The 20,382-nt window shown below is 57.0% G+C and carries 17 protein-coding genes, 1 tRNA gene and 1 riboswitch; of the genes, 11 read left to right on the forward strand and 7 right to left on the reverse strand.

The features are described from left to right. Positions 1–390 precede the first annotated feature (390 nt). The 5 genes from GSF01_RS20585 (at position 391) to GSF01_RS20605 (ending at position 3,156) form a co-directional block, all read left to right on the forward strand. Positions 391–627 carry a hypothetical protein gene (locus GSF01_RS20585; RefSeq protein WP_201305451.1) on the forward strand — a complete coding sequence of 79 codons (237 nt, stop codon included), beginning with the start codon at positions 391–393 and terminating at the stop codon, positions 625–627. Beyond that, the gene (locus tag GSF01_RS20590; RefSeq protein WP_201305450.1) at positions 624–1,358 is read left to right on the forward strand and encodes an adenosylcobinamide amidohydrolase; all 735 of its coding nucleotides are present in this window, start codon (positions 624–626) and stop codon (positions 1,356–1,358) included. Before GSF01_RS20585 ends, GSF01_RS20590 begins: the two co-directional genes overlap by 4 nt. 57 nt (positions 1,359–1,415) lie before the next feature. Next, entirely contained in the window at positions 1,416–1,625 is a 210-nt protein-coding gene (locus tag GSF01_RS20595; RefSeq protein ID WP_159887183.1) for a hypothetical protein, read from the forward strand. A 360-nt stretch (positions 1,626–1,985) separates the two neighbouring features. Beyond that, positions 1,986–2,069, forward strand: a tRNA-Leu gene (locus tag GSF01_RS20600). Positions 2,070–2,268: 199 nt separating this feature from the next. Next, positions 2,269–3,156, forward strand: a complete 888-nt coding sequence (locus GSF01_RS20605; RefSeq protein WP_407945783.1) for an RCC1 domain-containing protein — start codon at positions 2,269–2,271, stop codon at positions 3,154–3,156. A 402-nt stretch (positions 3,157–3,558) separates the two neighbouring features. On the opposite strand, the gene GSF01_RS20610 is transcribed toward GSF01_RS20605, so the two are convergent. Further along, positions 3,559–4,467 (reverse strand): CAP domain-containing protein, encoded by a 909-nt coding sequence (locus GSF01_RS20610; protein ID WP_159887185.1) that lies wholly within the window; start codon positions 4,465–4,467, stop codon positions 3,559–3,561. Between the two features lie 7 nt (positions 4,468–4,474). Further along, a riboswitch (cyclic di-AMP (ydaO/yuaA leader) is annotated at positions 4,475–4,612 on the reverse strand. Between the two features lie 233 nt (positions 4,613–4,845). Here GSF01_RS20610 and GSF01_RS20615 point away from each other — a divergent pair. Both GSF01_RS20615 and GSF01_RS20620 read left to right on the forward strand, forming a co-directional pair. Continuing rightward, on the forward strand, positions 4,846–5,637 hold the full coding sequence (locus GSF01_RS20615; RefSeq protein WP_159887186.1) for an ABC transporter ATP-binding protein: 792 nt from the start codon (positions 4,846–4,848) through the stop codon (positions 5,635–5,637). Between the two features lie 172 nt (positions 5,638–5,809). Then, positions 5,810–10,255, forward strand: a complete 4,446-nt coding sequence (locus tag GSF01_RS20620; protein ID WP_159887187.1) for a DEAD/DEAH box helicase — start codon at positions 5,810–5,812, stop codon at positions 10,253–10,255. A 155-nt stretch (positions 10,256–10,410) separates the two neighbouring features. On the opposite strand, the gene GSF01_RS20625 is transcribed toward GSF01_RS20620, so the two are convergent. Genes GSF01_RS20625 through GSF01_RS20645 form a run of 5 tightly spaced genes read right to left on the reverse strand, consistent with a single transcriptional unit; the run spans position 10,411 to position 14,328 of the window. Next, on the reverse strand, positions 10,411–11,355 hold the full coding sequence (locus GSF01_RS20625; RefSeq protein ID WP_235941642.1) for a ferrochelatase: 945 nt from the start codon (positions 11,353–11,355) through the stop codon (positions 10,411–10,413). Positions 11,356–11,389: 34 nt separating this feature from the next. Further along, positions 11,390–11,953 carry an ABC transporter substrate-binding protein gene (locus tag GSF01_RS20630; RefSeq protein ID WP_268893727.1) on the reverse strand — a complete coding sequence of 188 codons (564 nt, stop codon included), beginning with the start codon at positions 11,951–11,953 and terminating at the stop codon, positions 11,390–11,392. A 15-nt stretch (positions 11,954–11,968) separates the two neighbouring features. Further along, positions 11,969–12,436, reverse strand: coding sequence for a TroA family protein (locus tag GSF01_RS20635; RefSeq protein ID WP_159887189.1), 468 nt, complete (start codon positions 12,434–12,436; stop codon positions 11,969–11,971). Positions 12,437–12,451: 15 nt separating this feature from the next. After that, positions 12,452–13,246, reverse strand: coding sequence for an ABC transporter ATP-binding protein (locus GSF01_RS20640; protein ID WP_159887190.1), 795 nt, complete (start codon positions 13,244–13,246; stop codon positions 12,452–12,454). Further along, entirely contained in the window at positions 13,243–14,328 is a 1,086-nt protein-coding gene (locus GSF01_RS20645; protein WP_159887191.1) for a FecCD family ABC transporter permease, read from the reverse strand. The genes GSF01_RS20640 and GSF01_RS20645 overlap by 4 nt, the downstream gene beginning before the upstream one ends. A gap of 245 nt (positions 14,329–14,573) precedes the next feature. Here GSF01_RS20645 and GSF01_RS20650 point away from each other — a divergent pair, with 245 nt between their 5' ends. The 4 genes from GSF01_RS20650 (at position 14,574) to GSF01_RS20665 (ending at position 19,218) form a co-directional block, all read left to right on the forward strand. Beyond that, complete coding sequence (locus GSF01_RS20650; protein WP_159887192.1) at positions 14,574–15,059, forward strand: GNAT family N-acetyltransferase; 486 nt, start codon at positions 14,574–14,576, stop codon at positions 15,057–15,059. 104 nt (positions 15,060–15,163) lie between these two features. Beyond that, positions 15,164–16,858 carry a methyl-accepting chemotaxis protein gene (locus GSF01_RS20655; RefSeq protein WP_159887193.1) on the forward strand — a complete coding sequence of 565 codons (1,695 nt, stop codon included), beginning with the start codon at positions 15,164–15,166 and terminating at the stop codon, positions 16,856–16,858. Positions 16,859–17,030: 172 nt separating this feature from the next. Further along, on the forward strand, positions 17,031–18,749 hold the full coding sequence (argS, locus tag GSF01_RS20660; RefSeq protein ID WP_159887194.1) for an arginine--tRNA ligase: 1,719 nt from the start codon (positions 17,031–17,033) through the stop codon (positions 18,747–18,749). Between the two features lie 259 nt (positions 18,750–19,008). Then, positions 19,009–19,218: a YqzE family protein gene (locus GSF01_RS20665; RefSeq protein WP_159887195.1), complete on the forward strand. Its 210-nt coding sequence runs from the start codon at positions 19,009–19,011 to the stop codon at positions 19,216–19,218. Between the two features lie 173 nt (positions 19,219–19,391). On the opposite strand, the gene GSF01_RS20670 is transcribed toward GSF01_RS20665, so the two are convergent. Continuing rightward, entirely contained in the window at positions 19,392–20,354 is a 963-nt protein-coding gene (locus tag GSF01_RS20670; protein WP_159887196.1) for a hypothetical protein, read from the reverse strand. Positions 20,355–20,382: the final 28 nt, after the last annotated feature.

Genomic DNA, 20,382 nt, shown 5'->3' on the forward strand with positions numbered 1-20,382 from the left:
GAAGCATTCGGCTGGATCTTCATCGGCCAAACCCATCATGCGCTTAAAAGCCTGCGGTTGTACATCTGTTTTATCTTATAGTTGACTGCCAAGTAAAACTCCTGCTAAGGTGCATCTATTTTCTGCTTAACCCGTTGTTCTGGGAAATATCGTATGAAAATTCCTGCGTGCTCGCAGACTTTTCTTCTCTGGCAGGGCTATCTATGGTAAAAAACTGCACTTTGGCATTTCTTCAACCTTGGAATGGGGACTTGGTTAGATGGTAAGCGTAGAAATGCAAACACCTTCTTTCGCTTACCGATGGAAGCTCCTTTATTGTATCCCCCGATTGTTGTATATTTATTAAGAAAAGTGCCTCAAGCAACCATAATTCAGGAAGGGGAGAAGATGATGATTACGGAGGACCAATTGGACCGTTACCGGGTAGAGGGTACGATGCTCCGTGTCGTGCGCGACGCAGACCGCGCCAACGATATACGGGGGATCGTCGTCGCTTGGGATGACGATACGGTCATGATCCGCCGGCCCAATCGGAGGGTGGTCAAGCTTGACCGCTCCTACTCCTATCGACCCTTCAGCGAGCCAAGAGCCGAGCTGTTCGGAGACGAACAAGGCCAAGAATCATGACGACGGGAAGGTTGAGTTCCACATTCGAGGAGGTTGCCGGGGTTCACTCGGGCTTAAGCTGCAGGATGGAGGAACGCGGCGAGGAAAGCTACTTTCTCTTCGAAAGCGTCAAACCGTTAAGAACCTTGAACTCCTCGTTGTGGGGGGAGGGCTTCTCGCTCGCGCATCGGCTGATGAATCGCCAGGTGTCCAAGCGGTATATGTGCGACGACCCATTGCAAGAAATGAATGGCTTCCTGCAGGGAGAAGGAATCCATGAGGACGGAACGGCCGCCTTGTTAACGGCTGCAGACTTGCGCGACCGGAGCTATCGAGGATTGCGCTTGTCGGGAGAATTGGCTGTCCATACTTGGGTAACCGCCGGCCTATCCAATAAATGCCGTGCCGGCGTTCCTTGCGAGATCGACAGCTTGTTCCCGGGAACGATCAATATCGTGATCGCCATAGAAGGCAAACTGACGGATTCCGCCTTCGTCAATGCTGTGATAACGGCCACTGAAGCGAAGGCTGCCGCCTTGCAAGACATGCAGGTCACGCTGGATGGAGGTCTTACGGCGACGGGGACGACGACCGATGCCGTACTGATCGCGGCTACGCAGGAAGGCGAAGCAAGCCGCTACGCGGGGGCTTCCACCCGGCTTGGCTATGCCGTCGGGCTAACCGTGTATGAAGCAGCCAGAGAATCCATAGCTTCGTACGGCAAGCGGATGAGGCTTTACCCTGTCGTATGAGCGGCGTTTAGCAGGGAATGCTAAGTTCATGGCGGACCGAAGGGGCTTGATTGTAAGATGTCAGATACACATTCGCTGATGGCGCTGCAGGGTGGCTGCTTGCTTCGCATATACCGGCAGGAAGGGGGAGTCACGGGCGAAGTACTCCTGCCTGATGCCGGGGAGCAGAGGCGTGGAACGAGGCTGTTTCATGCTCCGCTGCATCCCGGCGTCGACGAACTGGCCGAATGGGCTAACAAGGCCGTACGGGCTTATATGGAAGGTTAAAGCGGTTACTTGCAGCCCGAGCATAAGCTTTTTAAGCATTTCCTCTCCTCCTCAGCAAAGGGTTTCTTACAACCTGATGACGGTTCGCACAGATATGCATCTATCGGCTCCAACGCGCATATGGTAGTACCTACGAAATTATTCGTCAGGGAAGGTGGGCTTGGGATGAAGCAGGGCTCTGCGATTCGCGGCACAATCTACGGGATATTGTTTACCATCCCGATTTGGGCGCTCATTATCTGGGGGATTCGAAGCTGGCTTGGCAGTTAAAAAAACTTTAAAAAAAGATTTGACATCCTTTTTAAAGGATGATAAGATACTACTTGTCCCCAAGAGAGGGAAGCAAGAAATAACCGATATGCGTTCGTGGCGGAATTGGCAGACGCGCTAGATTCAGGTTCTAGTGGGGTAACAGCCGTGGAGGTTCGAGTCCTCTCGAGCGCATCAGAGTGAATAAGGGTTTCAGCCTTCAGGCTGAAGCCCTTATTTTTTGTTAGTTGAACATATGCGTAAAAGAATAGGCTCATTTCAAAATCCGGATGATTGTCTTTCCACCCCCAAATTCCCGTTGTCCAAAATGCTCATATGGTGTAATTTAGGAGATAGTGAGTGATTAACGTGAGAATTGGGCGAACTGATGCAGGTGGCGATAGAGGCGAAACGATGGCCCAAGGCTAGCATAGCGGCGGGTCGTCGTCATACCGTTGGGCTTAAGTCTGACGGTACGGTGACGGCGGTGGGGGATAATAAATTTGGCCAATGCGACGTAAGCGGTTGGCGCGATATTGTGGCGGTCGCGGCCGGTAATGTTCATATGGCGAAGAACACGGGTAATGCTCATACCATCGGTCTTAGATCGGACGGCACGGTGGCGGCTGCGGGCTGGAATAAGTATGGCCAATGCGATGTTAGCGGCTGGTGTGATCTTGTATCGGTTGCGGCGGGTTGGCGTTATACCATCGGGCTCAAATCGGATGGAACGGCCGTAGCAGCGGGCCGAAATAATGAAGGTCAATGCGATGTAAACGGCTGGCGGGATATAGTGGCGGTTGCTGCGGGTGACTGGCATACCGTCGGTCTTAAGTTGGACGGCACGGTGACAGCTGCAGGTAATAATCGGTATGGCCAATGTCAAGTAAGCGGCTGGCGCGATAGGGTAGAGGTTGCGGCGGGCTATCTTCATACGATCGGTCTTAAATCGGACGGTACGGCAACCGCTGTGGGCTTGAATAAACACGACCAGTGCCAAGTAAGCGGTTGGAACGGTATTGTAGCTATAGCGGCGGGTAGTAATCATAGCATCGGCCTTAAATCGGACGGTACGGTGGTAGCTGTGGGCTGGAATGAGTACGGCCAATGTAAGGTAAGTGATTGGTGCGATATTGTGGCGATTGCGGCAGGTTGCGCCCATACCGTAGGGCTTAAATCGGACGGCACGGTGGTTGCTGTGGGTGCTAATGACTATGGACAATGCGATGTAAGCGATTGGAGCGACATCCGTTCCGAGCGCTCGCTCTACCACCACGAATGAATGGATTAACTTTCATTGTCTGCGCTGCATGAAGCAAAGGGATGCATGAATGGCTTACGGGTACAATAGTATACATACAAATCCCCCTTCGAGGTCGGAAACATGCCAAAGCGCAGGTTTTTTACATAAATGGCTTGCCGAAGAGGAAACGTCTGCAATTACGCAAGAATTTCATGCGATATTTCCACCGGTTAAGCGGAAAAATAGATGCGCATTTGCGGGAGTTTTACTTGGCGGTCACTTATATGACAAAAAAAGATGTACAACTGCAGGTCTTTAAGCACAAGATGTTTTTTTTCGATGAGGGTCTAGCCGAATGTTACCGTTTTAAGTTCAACCTCTAGAAAAAGCAAAAACAATTAAGAAGCCCGGAGCTTGCTCCGGGCTTCTTGAATAATAGCTTTAGTTTGCGATAAATTGCTGAACCCATACGCCGTTGTAATAAGCAACGCCGATTTTTGTGAAATTCGGGCTCAAGATATTTTGTCTGTGGCCGGCGCTATTCATCCAGGCATTCATAACCTCCTGGGGATTGCGTTGACCTTTGGCGATATTTTCACCGGCATAGGAATATTGGATTCCGTAAGATTTCATCATATCGAATGGGGACCCAAATGTCGGCGATGTATGATCGAAATAGTTCAGGTTATACATATCCTTCGCTTTGTCCATTGCCACTTTAGCCAGGGACGAGTCGCTGGCAAGCGGAGACAATCCAGCCTTGGCGCGCTCTGCATTAACCAGGTCTACGACTTGGTTCGCATAAGCGGAAGCTTGGCTGGTCGTGGCATCTGCGCCTTGACCGTCCGAAGCGGGAACATCTGGAGTTGGAGCAGGTACGCTTGGTGCTGGTGCAGTTGGAGCAGGTACGGCTGGCGCAGGTACGCTTGGCGCTGGCGCAGTTGGAGCAGGTACGGCTGGCGCAGGTACGCTTGGCGCTGGTGCAGTTGGAGCAGGTACGGCTGGAGCCGCATCCGGTGCTTCAGCTTCGGAGTCCGGGGCCGTATTCGTATCCGGAGTCTCGGCATCAGGGTTTGATGGTGCTGTCGGAGTCTGGGTTTGACCGCCGCTATGAGAGCCTTGGCCAGGATAAACATTGCTCAGATCCGGGCATACCAGGCGAAAATTGTTACCCTGAAAATGCTGCAGCAGTTCGCTTAGCGATAGTCCGCCGTAATTTTGCTTGAGGCTGCCCTTCATCAGGTCGTTCAAGTTGGAATCAGCCGTTGGTGCGGCCGCGAAAGCCGAGCCTGTTCCGGCAATCAAGCTTAGTGCCAACGCTCCGGTCATTACCGTCTTTTTGAAATGCATGTAAATCATCCTCTCCTTATTTGGCCTGCGAGGTTAGCTGACGGGTTCGGGTCAAAGAGCAAGCACCCGGCCGCTACTTAGCGGCTTCACCCCGAAAGATTGGGTTCCCCGCGCTTCGATAAAGAAGCTTAGGCTGTTTTTGTTTGTTCACAGATTTGAGCGGCTCTCGTTAATCAAGCTGCCGTCTGTCTTGCGTGTTTCATCGTAACACGGGAAACAAGGGCAAATCATTACACAATGATTTCCATAGAAAGGGTAGCGAATCGCTATAGAAAGGAATTGCCGCCTTTTCCACGCCCGTGCTATAGTCAGAATCAGGAAAGAACGACCGAAGGCAAATAGGAAGTTTAAGAGCTTGGAGAGAGGGGAGCGGTAGCCATGAGTTCGGTGATTGAGGTAAGCAAGGTGTCCTGGAGGCGGGAGGACAAGACTATACTTGATCATGTGGATTGGCAGGTCAAGGAGGGCGAACACTGGGCGGTGCTCGGCTTGAACGGCTCAGGGAAAACGACGCTGCTTAACATGATAAACGGTTATATTTGGCCGACGGAAGGGCATGTTTCGGTGCTGGGACATCGTTTCGGGGAAGTAGATCTACGCGATCTGCGCAAATCGATAGGATGGGTCAGCTCCTCCTTGCAGGAAAAAATATATCCGAATGAGCGCACCCAGCATGTGGTGATCAGCGGGAAGCACGCCTCCATCGGGTTGTACGATAAGCCGACGGATGAAGACTACGAGCGGGCGGCGATGTGGATGCGGCAGCTGGGCTGCGGCCATCTGATCGATCGCGCCTACCAGGGCTGCTCGCAGGGAGAGAAGCAGAAGCTATTGATAGCGAGGGCTCTCATGGCTTCGCCGAAGCTGCTTATTCTGGATGAGGCTTGCAATGGGCTCGATTTTTTCTCCAGAGAAGCGCTGCTGAGCAGCATACGTCAGTTGGCTGGGGCGCCTGGAGCGCCGCATATGCTGTTTGTGACCCATCATACGGAGGAAATTATTCCGATATTTACTCATACGATTCTGATTCGCCGCGGCTCGGTTTTTGCCAAAGGCCCTACAAGGGATGTGCTGTGCAGCGACGTATTAACCGATTTTTTCGAATCGCCTGTAGAGGTGAGCTGGAACCAGAATCGGGCATGGTTGTCCGTGCCGGGTAGTGACGACTAGACTGCTGACTGATTGCATAGGAAGAGGCATCAATTGAAGCGGTAGCCGGCGAACATCGGCAACAAGCGCGTTTGTACCGGCTGGAGGCAGATAGCTTGGTGCCCCTCGCAGCCCAGGCAAGCGATAAATAGGACTGCTTGGATCGATAGGAAGCAGATTTGGGGGTGCGGGTATGAACAAGCGTGAACAAGACGAGCACGGGTTTCATCCGATATTGTGGTCATGGTTCACCTCGCGGTTCGGTGAGCCGACGGATGTACAGCGACAAGCGTGGAGGCGCATTGGCTCCGGGGAGCATACGCTCATCTCTTCGCCGACGGGCTCGGGCAAGACGCTCGCCGCGCTGCTCCCATGTCTGGATCGTATTCTCCGGCGCAAGCAAACGGAGGCAGCGGCCTATGTGCCGGGGGTGCGTACGCTGGTCGTGACGCCGCTGAAGGCGCTTAACAACGATATTCATCATCATCTGCTTCAGTTTCTGGAGGAGATTCAGGCCGTGGCTGTTGAGAGCGGCGAGCCTGAGGGCTGGAGCGGGATTTCGGCGGCGGTCCGCACAGGGGATACGAAGCAGAGTACGCGGGCGTCGATGCTGCGAACGCCGCCGGATGTGCTGGTCACGACTCCGGAGTCGCTGTATCTGCTGCTAACCTCTCCCCGTTCCAGGGAAATCCTGAAGACGGTGGAGCATGTGATTGTGGACGAGATTCACGATCTCGCGGCGGACAGGCGCGGCATGCACCTGTCCTTGACGCTGGAGCGGCTGCATGTCTGGTGCTCAGGTCTTGTACAGCGTATCGGCGTGTCTGCGACGCAGAAGCCGATCGAGCGAGTCGCCCGCTATCTGGGCGGGTGGGAGGGCGAGGAGCCAAGGCCGGTAGCGATCGTAGAAAGCCGAGCCGATAAGCAGTATTCGCTGCTCGTGACGATCCCGGAGAGGCCGCGCCCGGGAGCGGACCGGGAGGAGATCTGGACGCCGCTGGTCGAACGGCTGCTGAAGCTCATGGAGGGCAGCAGGACGGCCCTTATCTTTGCCAACAGCCGGAGGCTGTGCGAGCGGCTAACGCTGAGGCTGAATGAGCATGCCGGCTATGAGATGGCCCGCAGCCATCATGGCAGCGTGGCTCGCGAGATGCGGCTTGAGGTGGAGCAGATGCTGAAGGCGGGCGAGCTGCGCTGTCTGGTCGCCACCTCGTCGCTGGAGCTCGGCATCGATGTAGGTCACGTCGAGCTGGTGATCCAGATCGACTCGCCGTTCAGCGCGGCCGCGGGCATCCAGCGCGTAGGCCGTGCCGGGCACAGCGTCGGCGGCGTCAGCCGGGGTGTGCTTGTGGCGCGCAGCCGCAGCTTCCTGCCGGAGCTGGCTGTGCTTGCCCGGCGTATAGCCGCGCGCGACATCGAGGCCATCCGCATCCCGAGGGGAGGCCTTGATGTGCTGGCGCAGCAGGTGGTCGCCATCGTCAGCCTCGGCGACGAATGGGATGTGGCGCGGCTGGAGCGCCTGCTCGAGGGGAGCGACAGCTTCCGCGGGCTGACGCGGGACAGGCTGCTGGCCATGCTGGAGGTGCTGGCCGGGTTCTACCCCTTCGTGCGTCCGCTCATCGAGTGGGATCGCGATACAGGCCGCGTCGGCCGCCTCGCGGCTACCCCGATGGCCGCTCTGGTGGGGGCGGGCACGATACCCCAGAGTACGGCCTACCCCGTCCATCATCAGGAAACGGGACTTCATCTGGGGGAGCTGGATGAGGAATATATTCAGGAGTCGTCCGTCGGCGACGTTTTCCAGCTGGGTACCGCCTCCTGGCGGATCATCCGCATCCGTCCGGAACGGATCTATGTCCGGGAGGCGGAGAACCGCTATAGTGAAATTCCGTTCTGGCGCGGCGAAACAGGCGGCAAGTCCTATGAGCTTGGGGTGCAGACCGGAGCCTTGTGGCGGGAGCTTCGCGGCCGCTTGCATCCGGGGCGTCCCGGCGATCTTCAGCCGGCAGAATCGGATGAAGAACGGTCTGGACAAGCGACCGCCCCGGCTGATGAGGAAGCCGGGCGCAAAGTCCTGGATAGACAAACCCAGGACTGGCTCATGGCCGAGTATTACATGGACGCCGAGTCTGCAGCCAGCCTGATCGGATTGGTCCGCAACCAGTTGGCCGTCGCTCCAGTGCCCACGGATCGGACGGTGGTGATCGAATCCTTCATGGACGAGCAAGGCCATGTCCACTACATCGCCCACAGTCTGCTTGGGCGCAAGCTCAACCGAACCTGGCTGCTGGCCGTGAACCGCAGGCTGGCCGAGGCTGGACACCAGGCGCTGTATACCCATGCGCGCGATAACGGCTTTGAGCTGATCTTTCCGGGCTATGAAGCCTCTATCGTGCGGACGATCAGAACCCTCACTTGGGGCGAAGCGGAGCCGCTTGTCATCGAGGCTGTCTCCCAGTCGCCGATGTTCAGTGTGGCGTTCCAGCGTCTGGCCGAAACTTCCTTGCTGCTGTCTAGGAGCTTCACCCGAATGCCGGCATGGAAAAAGCGGCTTCGCAGCCAGGAGCTGCTGAAGGAGGCGCTGCCCTTCCGGGAAAGGTTTCCTCTGTTTCAGGAGGTGATGAGGACCTGTCTGGAAGAGCAGGTGGATACGGAAAACCTGAGACGGGTACTGGATGCGGTACAGCAGGGCGAGATTCGCTTTGCCGAGCACCGGGGGCAGGCTCCATCGCCGCTGGCCGCCCAATTCCAGGCGGATTACGTGCAGACGCGGCTGTACGAATCCGATGCTCTGCCTCGGGATCTGCAGGCGGAGCTGGTGGGCTTCAGCCGACAGCTCGCTGCCGAGGTGTTCGGAGCCGAGGCTATCCGTCAGGCGGTCCATCCGCAGGCGTTGGCCGAGGAAGAGCAGAGGCTCGAGCAAAGGGAAGGAAGCTGGTCCCGGGCGGAGGATGTGCTGCGCCATCTGAAGGAGCATGGCGAGGCCGCGGAGGGAGAGCTGCGGAAGCTAGCAGCGGAGGAAGCTGGCCTGCTGGACGGCTGGCTTGCGCAGCTGCAGTCCCGGGGAGCCGTCAGCACGATTGAGCTGAACGATCAGCAATTTTACATATGCAGCGACGAACGCAGTCTTTATGAAAGCTTGAACGGCTCGCCGGAGGCAAGAGCTTTTATTTTGCAGCGATACAGCGACCATGCGATTTCCATCACGCTGGAGGAATTGACCGGGCGATACGGACTGGAGCGTCCGGCTGCTGAGGAGTGGCTGCAGAGCGCCCTGGCGGGGCAAAGGATGGAAGCTGCGCCATTCTCGGACCCCGGGCATGAAGGATTATGGACAAGCCGAAAGGTGGCGTCCCGGCTGATCCGAACGTCGCTGCAGCTGTTCAGGCGGAGCAGCGAGGCCGTGCCGGGGCTGACGTATTTGCGGCATATGCCGCTTTTCGTTCGTCTGGGCGAAGCTTCTCCGCTTACGGGGACGGAACGGCTGCGGGAGCTGATCGCTGACCTGCAGGGCTTCTTCCTGCCTGTCTCACTTTGGGAGTCGCTGTTCTTTCCCGTCAGGCAGCCCGGGTACAGGAAGCAGGATCTCGACCTGCTCTGTTCATCGGGGGACGTGATCTGGATAGGACGGAGATTGCCTGATGAGAAGGAGGGGAGAATCGCCTTTTTTGCTGCCGAGAGCCATGAGCTGTACCAGCCTTATCTGGAGGAAGCAGCCGAGGCGAATAGGCCGGCCGCCGAGCCTGAGGTGCTGCGCCTGCTTCGGGAGAAGGGGGCGGTGTTCCTCACGAAGCTTTCCATCGAAACCGGGAGGCCTCCTTCCGTTCTTCTGACCGAATTGCTGGAGCTCGTCTGGGACGGTCAGGCGGCCAACGACCAATTTGCCCCGATACGTCTTCATGCGCAGGGGAGGAGCAAGAAGCCCGACAAATTCCAATCGGGTCTAGGTCGATGGTATCCGCTCGAATCGCTGTACAATCCGGGGTATGACAAGGAAGCGTCCCTACTAGCCTGGATCCAGCATTTGCTCGGTCATTACGGGCTGATTACCAAGGAACTGATCGCCTTCGCATCCCCTTACGATTGGGACACCTTGCTGCCGCTGCTGAAGAAGCTTGAGGAGTGGGGGGTAGTCGTTCGGGGGCTGTTCATTCAGGATCTTCCGTATCTGCAATTCGCGTCCAAGGAGTTCGTGACCCGGCTGTATCAAGCGGCTTCGGTAACGGACGCCCCGGCCTTTGATGCCGCGGAGGAGCGGCTTACTTTGCTGAATGCGGTCGATCCGGCCAACCCATTCGGTCTGCTGCTTCCCTGGCCGTCGGTGGAAGGACTTTCCTTCTCGCGGAAGCCGGGTAATTCATTGGTGTTTCAAGGAAGCCGCTGGCTGTACTGGATTGAGAATAACGGCAAGCGCATTTACCGGGTCGAGAGCGGGCAGGACGGGACGGAAGCGGAGATCAGCCGGCAGCTGAAGGACGTATTCCGGCTGTTTCTAAAGCATCAGCAGCTTCGCAAGATTGTCGTCGAAAGCTGGAACGGGGTAAGCATCTTCGAAGCTCCCGAACAGCTGTACCTTCAGCTGCTTGGGGCGGAGAAGGACCGCAAACACTATGTGCTTTGGCCTAGCCAGCTCGGGTAGAGGGACCCGGCAAGGGCTGGTGGCGCCTAGCTTTCCGCCCGCAAGAAGAACTTCGGCTACAACCCCATTACCGTATCTCGGATAAAGCGTGGGTTAGAAGTATCAACCTTGCCGTTTATAAGAGTCTAATCCCAAATGGCTGTACAAAGAAGAACCTAGCGGTAATCCTCCGCTAGGTTCTTCTTTGATATATAACCTGCAACAATTTCTTCCAACGCCGTCATTCCATCATCCGAGTCGTTCAGAAAGGAGGTAGAGACAAACTCGATGCCGAGCTGCTCCGCTTTTGCCTGTCCATCGTAACGGCAATCCTGCAGTGTTTCGATATTTTGGGTAATCGACAACAAGTCGCATACGACCACTGCTGACCAGCCTTCCCGGACCGACTGTTCCATCATATCGAGCAAGTCAGGGCCAAGCCAGGTTTGTGGAGCGGATCCGCCGCTGCGGTAACCGAGCTTCCAGTGCGGACAATTGGCCAACTTGGCAACGGCATGTGCCAGCTCGGAGAAGGCGCGAATATAGTCGCGATTAGGGCCGGGGAGCCCCGGCATACTGTGTGTTGTAAAGATTACGACTGTGCGCGCCCGGTTGACATGTGAGATCCATTGCATCGCCTCCTGTACGCGTAGTGCCAGAGCGGTCGTGAATCCCGGATGAAGATGCCAGCGATCGATATCCGTAATTTGGAATGAGGCGCTACAGGCTTCCCTTGCCTTCCTCACTTCTTGCTGATAGCTCTTGACGCCAGTTCGCGAGTAGAGGGGAGAGAGCGGGAGGGTGTAGATATGTTCCACACCGCGCCCAGTTATCTCGCGAACCGCATCCTCGATATAAGGAGGGGTATGCTTAAAGGCTGTGTATACGGGAATATCCTCGCGGAACCGCAGCTTCAATCTCCGCTCCAGCGCTTTGGCCTGTCTGAGAGTCACGACTCCGAGCGGATCGGGCTCTCCCAGCTCTCGGTAACGCCTCGAAGCCTCCTGCAAGCTTTCTGTTGAAGGGGGGCGGCCGTGGTAGAGGTGGCTGTAGAAGGCAGGAATATCGTCGATAGACCGAAGCAAGCAATAGGACATACATAATACGGCTTTCATTGTCATTCGTACGCTCCTTTCAGTTGGCGATCATACAGGCTTAGGGGAAGTCAAGCTGCGGGTGAAACCACTGCGCAAGCTCCTCCACGGCGTCGGCATTGTAGCGGTTCGGGTATAACATCTGCTTCACGGTCATGATCTTCACTTTATGATCCTTCACGGCTCTTAGCGAGGACCAGCCGGGAGAACTGGTGATTTCGTCCAAGTCGGCGTTGTCCCCTTGCTTCCACTGCAAAAGCACAAGGAAGTCCGGGTCGGCCTTCAGCACCTGCTCCATTGATGCTTTAACGGATCGGGTCACTCCCCAGGCTTCCGCTACGTTGACGGCCCCCGCTTGCCGGACGATATCAAAGGAAATATTGGAGGCGCCGATCCAGTAGGGCCCAGTACCCGGACCTACCGGCGAGAGGACGAGTACGGTAGGCTGAGTCCTGCCTAGTGTCGCTTGCCGCGTGTTGTCGAGCTTGGCCCGCATCTCTCGAACGATGTCCTCGGCTTGCGGACTGGCTCCGAGCGCTTGCCCGAGAAGCAGGTAATTGGCTTCGATCTTGTCAAAGGTATTCCATACGTCCAGGCTCAGCATGGGAATGCCTGCTTGTCGCAGGAGAAGAGCGGCTTCCTATTCCTTGTCATGTCCCTTGGTCATGACAAGTAAATCCGTGTTGAAGGACATCACTTTCTCGGGATCGAGCGAGGTGGCGCCGTTGATCTTCGCTTGGACAAGTTCGGCAAGATCGGCATGGAAGGCAAGTGCCGGATCGGCTGCACTGCGGGTAACGACGGCCACTCTCTCGGGCGCGACAAGCTCCAGCACCGCTTCGGCCGCATCTAGCGACAGGGCGGCGATTCGTTCGGGCTTCGACGGGATCAGGACCGGCATCCCGTCGTCAAGCACGACCGTCGCGGGAAAATCAGAGTTTGCGTCTTTCTGCAAGTTCACTTTTTCCTTGAGAAGGTCGGGGGACACGGGTCGTTCTTCTATACGTTCCGGCGTATGAGCTTTTCCGCAGGCGGCCAACAGGATGGCGAGGGCAAGCGGCAGCAGAATCATTTGCTTACGGTACGGGACAACGGCTGATTTCTTCATCTGAGAACGCCTCCTTCATAAATAAGATAGTTCCGTTTCGCCGATGGCGGTCACGCTTAAACAGCCAAGCTGGGGATCGGGCCGAACGACGCTTTGCACCCCGTAGGCCGCAAGGACCGAAGCCGGGGTAAGCACCTGCTCGGGCGTCCCTTGGCCGATGATCGTCCCCTTATGCAGCAGAGCAAGGCGGTCGCAAAAACGAGCAGCTAAATTCAGATCATGGAGGGCGGCTACTGCCGTCACCCCGCTGGCAGTCAGCTTGCGGATAAGCGCGAGCAAACGCAGCTGATGGCGGATGTCCAAAGCAGATATAGGTTCGTCGAGCAGAAGAAGCTGCGGCTCTTGGGCAAGGGCTTTGGCAATCATCACCATCTGTCGCTGGCCTCCGGACAGATCAGTCACCAGACGGTCGGCCAAGGGCCTGACTCCGCAGAGGTCCATGGCTTGCTCTGAAGCCAGTCTGTCTCGTTGCCCGATTCCGCGAAAACGGGATACATGCGGATGTCTCCCCATAAGCACAACCTCTCTGACCCGAAAGGCGAAATCAAGTCTTGTATCCTGCGGAACATAACTGATCAGGCGGGCCAGTGGTTTGCGACTGTATGTATCCAGAGGTCTGCCCGCGACAAGGATGCGGCCGGAGCTGGTATGGCGAAGTCCTGCCATGGTTCTGAGCAAGGTAGATTTGCCGCTTCCGTTAGGTCCAAGCAGCCCGATGAATTGCCCCTTGTCCGCACAGAGGGAAATTCCCCGCAGGATGTGCTTTCCATCGATAACGATGCCCGCTTCGTCAAGCTCCAGCATCATCATGTCCCCATTCCCTCCTGACTGGATCGCAATATCATGACGATAAAAAGTGGAGCGCCTGCCAAGGCACAAACGACGCCAACCTGCACGGTAACGGGCTGGAGAATCATACGGGAGGCTAGATCGGCCCAGACGAGAAAAATCGCCCCGCCCAGAGCGCTTGCGGGCAGCAGAGAACGGTGATCGGGACCGATCGCCAAACGGACGGCATGAGGAACTACGAGCCCGACAAAGCCAATCATACCGCTAATCGCAACGGCGGATCCGGTCATGGCGGAGGCTAACAGAAGCAGAAAATAACGGGTTTTGGCTAGATTGACGCCTGAGCTAGCGGCTTGCTCGTCTCCGAGCAACATAGCATTAAGATCTCTTCCGCAAGACAGCATGAGCAAGCTGCCGAGTATGACCGGCAGAGCGACAAGCCGCACATGCTCCCAGGTCCGCGCCTCTAGACCGCCTTGCAGCCAGAATACGATGCTGCGAAGCTCCTGCTCGCTGCTTGAGCTTGCTACCATAATGTTAATCAAGGAGGAAAGCAGCGCATTAATCCCGATGCCCAGCAGCAGCAGCGAGGCGATGGATGTTCCGCCCCGGATTCTCCAAACGGCCAGAATCAGCAGCACGGCCGCAGCCGCTCCGGCGAACGCCGACAGGGGGAGAGTCCATGCTCCCCAAGCCTTCCAGCCGAAGAATAAAGCGCATACTGCTCCCGCCGCAGCTCCGCTGGAGACTCCTACATAGCCCGGCTCAACCAAAGGATTACGAAAGAGTCCTTGCATCGCTGCTCCCGAAATACCGAGGGCGGCTCCGACCAGAGCGCCGGCCGCGACGCGGGGCAACCGCATTGTCGAGACAATAAGGACCTCCTGCTCCGAGTAAGGAACGCGCGAGGGCAAGCCGAGCTGCGACCCCAGGATGGCCAGTGACTTGGAGAACGAGATGCTGACGGGTCCTAAGGAGCAGGCGATAACGATTGTAGCGAGCAGAGCTGCCGCCATGGCAACAAACGCTAAAACTTGCGCCCCCACCCTTTGCGTTCCCGAAGCTGGCAGAGATCCAGTGCGGCTTGAGGTATTGATGTCCATATCAGCGCTCCTGTTCCAGATTTTGTTGGTTTCGAAAGTTATTATAGATCAAGGAAAAACTTTTGTATAGCACAAAAAAAGTTTTCCTAGGTAAAAATATATTCAAAAATATGGAATAACCCGTATAACCGGAAAGCAGCTCCGCATGTTTGCATAGAACTGCGTTCATTTTTTTGCTAGGATAAGATTCATGTTCAGAGATTTTATAAGTTATCTTCATCTGGGGAAAGAAAGAGGTCATAGCCGTGGACATTCGATTAGCAGCATTAGACGATGTACCGTCCATTCTGGAGATTTATAATGAAGCCATCGTCAATACGGTGGCTACGTTCGATACCGTGCCCCGCACGCTGGAGCAGCAGCAGGAGTGGTTTGCCCAGCATGGGGACGCCTACCCTGTCCTGGTCGCAGAGATCGGGGGGATCATCGCAGGGTGGAGCGCCTTGAACCGCTACTCCGACCGTCTGGCCTACGCGCGGACAAGCGAGCTGTCGCTTTACATCCGCGACGAATATCGCGGTCAGGGGATAGGCAGGGAGCTGCTTGAGAGGATGCTCCGGGAAGGCAAGCAAGCGGGCTTGCATACGATATTGTCCCGCATCGAGGAGAGCAATGAGGCCAGCCTGCACCTGCACCGGGCATACGGCTTTGAACAAGTCGGCACGCTGAGGGAGGTCGGGGTCAAGTTCGGCAGACTTCTGAATGTCGTGCTTATGCAGAAGATGCTGTGAGAGATGCGGCAGCTGTGACATTTGTTACAGTAGATTCGCCCAGGTGCCCGCATAATGTGTAGTAGATCACACAGACAACTTCATTAAAAAAGGCGGGCATCCAGATGAAGGCAGGGATTGTAACAAAAGTGATTTCGATGGTGTTGATTGCTGTTCTGGTCAGCGTCGGTTCCATGATGGCGATCGGTTTTTTTGTGAACTACAGTCAAGTTGACGCGGCGGCCGGCGAGGAGCTGAACGGCTGCGCGAACATTACGTCGGGGCTTCTGACCAAGGAAGATATCCGGCAGCTTGGACAAGCGACGTCCGCCGAGCTCCAGGCCAAGGTGGATTGGATCGTCGATCATAAGCCTATCTTCATGAATGCCGGAATTATCCGGACGGATGGCACGATACTGGTAGCGGATCAGCGTCTGCAAGCGCAAGGGTTGAAAGCCGGCGACAAGGTTGCTGTGGACGAAAACGCCATAGCGATGGTCCAGTCGATGAGGCATCCGGCGGCTTCGGACATTTATAGCTTCAACGGGGTGGAAAGAAAGACAGGCTATGCTCCGATTTTCGCGGACCATGATCCGTCAGGAGAGATTGTCGCTTTAATGACGGTGGATTTCAATGCGGATATCGTCTCCGCGCGTACCTGGGAGATGCTGCGCTATACGTTGATGACCGGGGGGATTTTTCCTATTCTATCGGCGGTCGCCGCGTTCTTCGTCATCCGCCGGATGATCCGGCCGATCGAGACCATCAGCTTGCGGGTAAAGGAAATTGCCGACGGGGACCTGCAGGGCATGCCGATCCGGGAGGAAAGCCGGGATGAGCTGGGCGCTCTCGCTCAGGCCGTTAACCGCATGACCGTGAATCTGCGCGCTATCGTCACGAGTATTCAGGAGACGAGCCGGACGGTGACGGGTACGACGGAGTCGCTGGCTTGCGATGCAGACCGTTCGCTCGATGCGGTTCATGAGATGAAGTCGGCTGTCCAGCAGATTGCTTCCGGGGCTCAGCTGCAGGAGAAAAGCACCCGGGACAGCGCGCTGGCTATGGAAGAGATCGCGTTAGGCGTAAACCGGATCGCAGCCTCGTCGGTCAGCGTAACGGAGTTAATGCAGGATACGCTCGGACAGGCCCATAGGGGCGGCGAAGCCTTGTCTCGCGTCCGGCAGCGGATGGATGGCATCGGTGCAAGCGTAGAGAGCAGCTCCGCGATAGCGGAAGAGCTGAAGGAGCGGTCCGGACAGATCGAGCATATCGTTCAGATCATGAAGGATGTGGCCCATCAGACGAATCTGCTGGCGCTCAATGCTTCCATCGAGGCGTCCCGGGCGGGCGAGCAGGGGCGTGGCTTCGCGGTCGTGGCGGCAGAGATCCGCAAGCTGGCCGAGCAGTCGCGCGGCTCGTCCGAGCAGGTGACGGAGCTGATCGAGTCGATTCGGGATCAGATCGGCCAGTTGGATGAGGCGATGGTTCGGGAAACAAGCGAGGTTGCGTCGGGCCGGGTGGTCGTGGAGGAGCTGGCGGAGGCCTTCCTCCGCATCGTTCGGCAAGCCGAGCATACGCATGATCAGATTACCGACATCTCGGCCGTATCCGAGGAAATCTCCGCCGGCACGCAGCAGGTAGCCTCTTCCGTGCAGGAGATGGCGGCGATCGCTGCCCGTTCAGCAGCGGAATCCGACAGTGTCGCACAGCTGGCCATCGGGCAGCTGGAGGTGCTGGAGCAGATGACGGAGGGCGCCCACCGGATCGAGCGGATGAATCTGGAGCTGACGGAAGCAGCGAGCCGGTTCAGGCTGTCCTGACGGATAGCCTAACGGCTTGACTCGATTTTATCGCCTCGATATAATGGGAGATATGTGAAATTTCGACCGGGTCACTATGCCCCATACGGTGGCAGTGGAGGCACCCCAACAGGGGTGCCTTGTCGTATTCGGGGCTTGGCGGAGCTGTATAGACGGAAAGGGGTTCAACAGGATGAATTATAAGCAATGGCTGGCGGAACAGACCGTATCCCGGCTTGAGGGACTGAAGGCGGAGGAACTGGCGGATTGGATCGAATATCCGCCGAATCCGGAGATGGGCGATTTGTCGCTCCCCTGCTTTAAGCTGAGCAAGCAGCTGCGCAAGTCTCCCCAGCAGATCGCGGAGGGGCTGGCTCAGGGCTGGGAGGAGCATGCGCTGGTAGAGCGTGTGGAGGCCGTCTCCGGGTACTTGAATGTGTTCCTGAACAAATCCGCGTATGCTGCGGAGGTAGTAGGGGAAGTGCTTGCGGAAGGCGAACGGTTCGGCTCCCGGAATATCGGACAGGGACGGAGCATTGTCATCGACTATTCGTCGCCGAACATTGCCAAGACGTTCCATATCGGACACTTGAGGTCCACGGTGATCGGCGGCGCGTTGTATCGGATATTTAATTTCCTCGGCTACCGGAGCGTCGGCATCAACCATCTGGGCGATTGGGGCACCCAGTTCGGCAAGCTGATCGTCGCTTATAAGCTGTGGGGGGATGACGCGGCTGTGGAGGCCGACGGGATCGACGAACTGCAGCGGATCTATGTGAAGTTCCACGACGAGGCCGATGTACGTCCCGAGCTGGAGGACGAGGCGCGCGCCTGGTTTGTGAAGCTGGAGCAGGGCGACGCGGAAGCGACCAAGCTGTGGCATTGGTTCGTGGAAATCAGCGTGAAGGAATTTCACAAGATGTACGATCTGCTGGGGGTCAAGTTCGATTCCTATGCGGGGGAGAGCTTCTACAATGACAAGATGGCTCCCGTGCTGGACATGCTGAAGCAGAAGGCGCTGCTGGAAGAGGACGAAGGGGCGCTGCTCGTCAAGCTGGAGGACTATAACATGCCTCCCGCGCTTATGGTCAAGAAGGACGGCGGCACGCTGTATCATACGCGCGACGTGACGGCGGCTATCTACCGCAAGAACACGTATGACTTCGAGAAGGCGGTATACGTCACCGATGCCGGCCAAAGCCTGCACTTCCAGCAGTGGTTCAAGGTCATCGAGCTGATGGGCTACGACTGGGCGAAGCAGCTTGTCCATGTGCCGTTCGGCAAGGTCAGCCTGGAAGGCGCCAAGCTGTCGACGCGAAAGGGCAATGTCATTAACCTTGAGGAGCTGTTGACCAAGGCTATTGAGAAGACGCGGGAAATTATCGAAGAGAAGAATCCCGAGCTGGAAGACAAGGACGAGGTGGCCCGCCAGGTAGGGGTAGGAGCGATCGTGTTCAACGATCTGAGCAACAATCGGGTCAAGGATATCGTCTTCTCGTGGGATGATGCCTTGAACTTCGAAGGCGAAACCGGACCTTACGTCCAGTACGCCCACGCGCGCGCCTGCAGCATCCTCCGCCGGGCAGCGGCGGGCCATGACGCGGCAGACGGCGCTGCCGCGCCTGAGCTCGGTCTGTTGACCGACACGGCGGAGCAGGGCTTGGTGCGTGAACTGTACATGTTCCGGGAACGGGTCGTGCAGGCGATGGAGAAGCTGGAGCCGTCCATCGTCAGCCGGTATCTGATCGACCTGGCACAGGCGTTCAACCGCTTCTACCGCGAATGTCCAATATTGAGATCGGATGTACAGGCGGACGTTAAAGCAGCGCGCTTGGCGCTGGTGAAGGCGACGACGATCGTACTGACGAACGGTCTCGCTCTGATCGGCCTGGAAGCGCCGGAGAAGATGTAGCCGGCAATTAACAGAGGAGCCTTCATTCGGCAAACGCGAAAGCGGCGGTCGAATGAAGGCTCTTTGTCGCGGCAGCATCGCGGGAGGGGCTCGCCACGTTAGGGTCTCGGAATCCCGGAAGCCTGCCAACCGGGAGGTATCTCCGCAGCGAGCTTGCGCTTTGCCTCGTTCCCGTGCCTCGATCCCATGTTTGTCCTGCTGCCGACCTGTCGATACTTATACTTATCGATACTATTACGGTAAAGGAGGGGCTGGCCGTATGGGAAAAGGCGACGAACTCGTCAAGTATGTGACCGAGCGAGTGGTCCGATATATGGATACGCCGAAGGAAGTCCGGAGGCAGGTCAGGGCAGGGCGCAAGGAATCAAGGGAGCACTGGGAGGTGCGCTGGTTCGGCATGCTGCCGCTAGCTATCAGGATGTGGAGCAATCGCTTGGTGAGAAGGAAGGACCGTGCAGGAGACCGTTAATTCAGCCCCGCGTCTTCGTCCAGATGTGGGCTTGCCCCAAGCTTCGATAAATAAAAAAAAGGAAAAGCTTCTCGTACCCGAGTCTCGCCATGCCGTACTGTAAAGGACGGGGCAAGCCTCCAAGGAACGCGGGAAGCTTTTCTATATAGGGAAGTGAGGAGAAAAACCGTCGGTTAAGGGTAAAAATGGCCTAGACGCGTGAGGGCGTCCAGTGGAAGAAAGCGGTCGTCGTCCTGGGCGAACTGGACAAACCGGTCGCCGCCGGACCACTCCTGATAGCCGGCTACGGCAAGCGGGACGGTAACTTCGCCGTTGTACAGCTCGGCGGCAAAGACAGGTGGCGTTCCCGCCTTGATCCGGGACTGCAGCGCTTCGAAAGCGCCGTCTCCGGCTATCGGGCTCCCCTTTACCCAGGAAAGTCTGGCATAAGGGTCGGCCGGATACGTATGGCTTGCTTGACTTATTTTATGCTGAGAGGTGGTTTTAGTGAACGTTTTCAAGGAAGTTTCCGGCTCGGGGAACCGGTCCTCCGACATGAACGGAAGCTCTTCGCCGGTCTTGGCATCGAGATACCAGACCCGGTCGGCCTGCTCGACCGTAACCTTCCATACGGCCTGCAGCGGATTATAATAATAGGGCTCAGCCCGATAAGGGTACTCGATGAGTTCGAGCCGTACCAGACTTCGGTACAGCGTTTGCTGGCTGAACAGCGGGAAGCTGCCCTTGCCGTATTCCGTCAGCCGATAACCGTCCCTCTCGCTCGCATGAACGATCAGGTAGCCGATCTCTTGGGTCCCGGAGCGGAGCAAAATGACCCACCCGTGTGACCCGGGTCCGAGCGGCTGGCTTGTCCACTCGGCTTGTGTCCACCCTTCGAAGCCCGGCTGTTTGGACAATTCGGCGATAAAGCCGGTAACCGCCTTCTGGAGCTCGGTGTCCCGAGAAGCCGTAGCGGCGGCAGCAGGCAGGTAGCCGGGATCGGACGCGGGCGCAGACTTGCCGGCTGCAGCTATAGGCAGCTGGACCTCGGCGGTTTCCGTTGCGGTGTGGACCGCGGACGTATCGGGCGCCGGTCCGAGGACAAGCAAGCTTGCTCCGAGAGCGGCGGATACCAGGAATAACGCTAGCTTTTTCATCTACATTCACCTGCTTCACCTTGGAGTC

The sequence above is a fragment of the Paenibacillus puerhi genome (genome assembly GCF_009846885.1).
Classification (GTDB): domain Bacteria; phylum Bacillota; class Bacilli; order Paenibacillales; family NBRC-103111; genus Paenibacillus_G; species Paenibacillus_G puerhi.